Genomic DNA, 4,405 nt, shown 5'->3' with positions numbered 1-4,405 from the left:
TGCGACGATCATCCCCGCAACAATTCGGCAACGTCAATGACTTGTTACGCGCCGGTAACCCGTTGTCCCGCCGAGGGCGCAAACCGGCAATTCGCTGACGACGACGTCGCGTCGATGGGCGACCGGCTGCACGACGCCGCCGACGGGCCGGTCGACCTCGTCCTCGACCCGGTCTTCGGTATCCCGGCCGCGGCGGCGCTGCGGGTGCTGCGCCCCGGTGGCCGCCTGGTAAACCTGGGCAGCGCGGCGGGGGCGACGGCACCGATCGAGTCCGCCGTGCTGCGCAGCGGGTCGCTACGAATGGTCGGCTACACCAACAACGGGTTGTCGACCGCGCGACGGGCGGCGTCGCTGGCCGTGGTGGCCGAGCACGCTGCGGCAGGCCGGCTCACCGTCGACCACGAGATCGTGCAGTTCGACGCGGTCGCGGACGCCTGGGCCCGACAGGACACCGGCACCGCCTCCGGGCGCATCGTCCTCGCGCTCTGACCAGGGCGGCCCCAGCCAGGGATCACCAAACCCTGGACAAGGCGCACCTGGTTGGGCCTCCGGACCGGTGCGACGGTCGGTGCATGACACCTTCCACGTACACCGTCACCGGCCACTGGATCGGTGGCGAGACCGTCGCCGGTACGGCCGGCACCCTTCCCGTCGTGAACCCGGCGACCGGCGAGGTCGTCGCCGAGACCCCGGCCGGCACCGCCGCCGACGTCGATCGAGCCGTCGCCGCGGCCCGGGCGGCCTTCCCCGCCTGGGCGGCGACCACGCCGCAGCACCGGGCGGACGTGCTGCGTCGCCTCGGCGCCGGCCTCGGCGCCCGACAGGAGGAGATCGCCCAGGCGATCACCGCCGAGATGGGCTCGCCGATCGGCATGTCCCGCACCGCCCAGGTCGCCTTTCCGGCCGCGGTGGTCGAATCCGTCGCCGGTCTGGCCGACGACTTCGCCTGGACCGAGGAGGTCGGCAACTCGCTGATCGTCCGCGAGCCGATCGGCGTCGTCGGCGCGATCACCCCCTGGAACTTCCCGTTGCAGCAGATCGTCTCCAAGCTGGCGCCGGCACTGCTCGCGGGCGACACGATGGTCTTCAAGCCCTCCGAGAACGCCCCGCTGACCGCGCGGATCCTCGCCGAGGTGGCCGCCGACGCGGGCGTGCCGGCGGGCGTGTTCAACGTGGTGTACGGCACCGGGGCGGTCGTCGGCGAGGCGATCTCCGCGCACCCGGACGTCGACATGGTCTCCTTCACCGGCTCCACCCGGGCCGGAAAGCGCATCGGCGCGGTGGCCGCGGAGACCGTCAAGCGGGTCGCGCTGGAACTGGGCGGCAAGGGCGCGAACATCATCCTGGACGACGCGGACCTGCCCGAGGCGGTCAACCGGGGGCTGATGATGTCGTTCACGAACGGCGGCCAGGTATGCGGCGCGTGGCCGCGGATGCTGGTGCCCGCCTCCCGTCAGGACGAGGTGGTCGCGCTGGCCGTCGAGGCGGCGAAGCAGTACACCGTCGGCGACCCGACCGACGAGGCCACCCGGATCGGCCCGATGGCCTCCGAGGCCCACCGGGAGAAGGTCGTCGGGTACATCGAGCGGGGCATCGCCGACGGCGCCCGGCTCGTGGTCGGCGGCCCGGACCGGCCCGAGGGTCTGCCGACCGGCGCGTACGTCCAGCCGACGATCTTCGCCGACGTCGACCCGACGTCACCCATCGCCCAGGAGGAGATCTTCGGCCCGGTGCTGACGATCATCCCGTACGCCGACGAGGACGAGGCCGTGGCGATCGCCAACAGCACGCCGTACGGCCTGACCAGCGGCGTCTTCGGCGAGCAGGAGCACGCTCTGGCGGTCGCCCGGCGACTGCGCGTGGGGCAGGTCGACGTGAACGCCGGCCACTGGAACCCCCTCGCACCCTTCGGCGGCTACAAGCAGTCCGGCAACGGTCGCGAGTTCGGCCGCTTCGGCCTGGAGGAGTTCCTGGAGACCAAGTCCATCCAACGCTGACGGGCGGGTGGCGGTGTTCCCGGGGCGGAACACCGTCACCTGGTTTGACTGTTGCATTGGACGTGCCGGCCACCGTCGGCGACCACCGATCGGAGACACCGTGGACCGCGCCCAACTCGCGAGTTTCCTGCGCACCCGCCGCGAGGCGCTCCAACCCGAGGACGTCGGGTTGCCCCGGGGTCAGCGCCGGCGCACCGGTGGGCTGCGACGCGAGGAAGTGGCCGCGTTGAGTGGTATGTCCACCGACTACTACAGCCGGATGGAGCAGCAGCGCGGGCCGCACCCCTCGGAGCAGATGCTCGCCGCGCTGGCCCGTGGCCTGCGGCTCTCGCTGGCCGAACGGGACCACCTGTTCCAGCTCGCGGGGCACGCCGTTCCGCACCGCACCGTACGGGCCGACCACGTCAACCCGGGCATGATGCGGATCCTCGACCGGATGCACGACACCCCGGCCCAGGTGGTGAACCACCTCGGCGAGACCCTGGCGCAGACCGCCCCGGCCGTCGCCCTGCTCGGTGACGAGACCCGGTACACCGGGCTGGCCCGCAGTGCCCACCACCGTTGGTTCACCGACCCGGCGGTCCGGCAGCTGCACCCGGCGGAGGACCACCACACGCAGAGCCGCCTGCTCGTGGGGCACCTGCACGCGTCGTACACCCGGGATGGGCGCGGCTCGCGGGCCGCGACGCTCGTCGACGACCTGCTGGCCAGGAGCCCGGAGTTCGCGGAGCTGTGGCGCGAACACCCGGTGCCGGCCGGATACTGCCCGGCGAAGCACTTCCTGCACCCGGAGGTCGGTGCGCTGGAGTTGCACTGCCAGACGCTCGTCGACCCGGACCAGTCCCAGACACTGCTGGTCTTCACCGCCGTGCCGGGCTCGTCGAGCGACGAGAAGCTGCGGCTGCTCTCCGTCATCGGCGCCCAGCAGGTCTGATCCCAGAAGGCGCGCCGAGGTAGCGGGCCGGGCTGACGCCCAGGTACCGGCGGAAGTGGCGGGTCAGGTGCGCCTGGTCGAAGAAGCCGGCCGCGACCGCGACCTCGGCGGGCCGCTGCCCGGCGAGGAGCAGCCGACGGGCTACCTCGACGCGGCGACCGGTCAGGTACGAGTGCGGCGGCACCCCGTGCACTGTGGTGAAGGTCCGGACCAGGTGGGTCGGGTGGGCGTGCAGCAGCGCGGCGGCCTCCCGCAGCGTGACGCCCTCGATGGTCCGGGCGTCCAGCAGCTCCCGTAGGCGGACCGCGAGACCACGGGCCGCCGGTGCGACGCTGACCGGGGTGTGTCGGCGAAGCTGCGCGTGCAGCCGGTCCAGGATCAGCGCGAGTCGGCCCTCGGCCTCGAACTCGTCTCCGGGCGCGGCGAGCGCCCGGTGCAGGAGGTGGATCCGGTCGCGCAACTGCGGGTCGACGATGCCCGGCTGGTCGACCGCCCGGCCGATCAGCTCCGCGTCGAGAGCCGAGGTGTCGAGGTAGAGAACCCGCTTGCGGAAGCCGTCGGCGGTGGCGGCGCGACCGTCGTGCGGCACGTGCGGTGGCAGGAGGGTGACTGAGGTACGCAGCGCGCCGTGCCGGTGCCGGTCCAGGTCGTAGCGGACCGCGCCGTCGTCGACGATCAGCAGCGTCCAGACGTCGTGGATGTGCCGGGGGTAGGCGTGGTCCACGAAATGGGCGTGGAAGACCTCGGCGACACCGGCTACCGCGGGTCGCCAGGCGCTGACGTGCGAGCCCGCCGGGCGGGTGGCCACGCTAAGAACGTACAAGACCGGTCGGCGGTACGCGGGCAGGCTCGACGCCATGACCGAACCCATCCGATTTCCCACCAAGATCGCCGTGCTGCTCCGTGACGACCTGGTGAGCTGGCAGCGCCTGAACGTCACCGCGTTCCTGGTCAGCGGCATCGCCAACGCCGTACCGGAACTGCTGGGCGAGGAGTACCGGGACGCGGACGGCACCCGGTACCTGCCGATGTTCGGCCAGCCGGTGCTGGTCTTCGTCGGCGATCGGGCCGCGCTGGTCGCTGCGCACTCGCGCGGGCTCGCCCGTGGGCTGCGTCTGTCCATCTTCACGGCCGAGCTGTTCGCCACCGGCAACGACCGCGACAACCGCGCCGCTGTGCAGGCGGTCGGTCGGGAGAAACTCGACCTGGTGGGCCTGGCGCTGCACGCGCCTCGCAACGCGGTGGACAAGGTGCTCAAGGGTACGACCATGCACCCGTGACCCCGGCACGAGATCGTGCACCGGCTGTTCAGGCGACGTTCCGGTGGGGGTTCCACTGTGGTGAGCGGCAGGCGCTTGCATCGGCCCGGCGGCAACAGCCGTCGACTCGATGCTGGAGGCAATGTGCGTACCACTTCCAGAAGGGCCCGGGCCGTCGCGTCCGCCGCGGCGGCGATCTCGCTGCTCGCGGCGGC

The 4,405-nt window shown here is 72.2% G+C and carries 5 protein-coding genes; 4 read left to right on the top strand and 1 reads right to left on the bottom strand.

The annotated features are described in order from the left end of the window. The first annotated feature begins 114 nt into the window (after nt 1–114). From ACWCO3_RS32045 to ACWCO3_RS32035, 3 genes are all read left to right on the top strand, one after another. Nucleotides 115–489 carry a zinc-binding dehydrogenase gene (locus ACWCO3_RS32045; RefSeq protein ID WP_450013633.1) on the top strand — a complete coding sequence of 125 codons (375 nt, stop codon included), beginning with the start codon at nt 115–117 and terminating at the stop codon, nt 487–489. 83 nt (nt 490–572) lie between these two features. After that, on the top strand, nt 573–1,997 hold the full coding sequence (locus ACWCO3_RS32040) for an aldehyde dehydrogenase family protein (protein WP_450013631.1): 1,425 nt from the start codon (nt 573–575) through the stop codon (nt 1,995–1,997). 100 nt (nt 1,998–2,097) lie between these two features. Next, on the top strand, nt 2,098–2,931 hold the full coding sequence (locus ACWCO3_RS32035; protein WP_145780869.1) for a helix-turn-helix transcriptional regulator: 834 nt from the start codon (nt 2,098–2,100) through the stop codon (nt 2,929–2,931). Here the strand turns inward: ACWCO3_RS32035 and ACWCO3_RS32030 are convergent. Next, nucleotides 2,909–3,739 carry an AraC family transcriptional regulator gene (locus ACWCO3_RS32030; RefSeq protein WP_244311683.1) on the bottom strand — a complete coding sequence of 277 codons (831 nt, stop codon included), beginning with the start codon at nt 3,737–3,739 and terminating at the stop codon, nt 2,909–2,911. The two genes, ACWCO3_RS32035 and ACWCO3_RS32030, sit on opposite strands and share 23 nt — an antisense overlap. A gap of 49 nt (nt 3,740–3,788) precedes the next feature. Here ACWCO3_RS32030 and ACWCO3_RS32025 point away from each other — a divergent pair, with 49 nt between their 5' ends. After that, nucleotides 3,789–4,211: a DUF2000 domain-containing protein gene (locus ACWCO3_RS32025; RefSeq protein ID WP_145780865.1), complete on the top strand. Its 423-nt coding sequence runs from the start codon at nt 3,789–3,791 to the stop codon at nt 4,209–4,211. Nucleotides 4,212–4,405: the final 194 nt, after the last annotated feature.

It is taken from the genome of Micromonospora sp. NPDC002411 (assembly GCF_053592955.1).
This window is presented reverse-complemented; position numbering and strand designations above follow the sequence as displayed.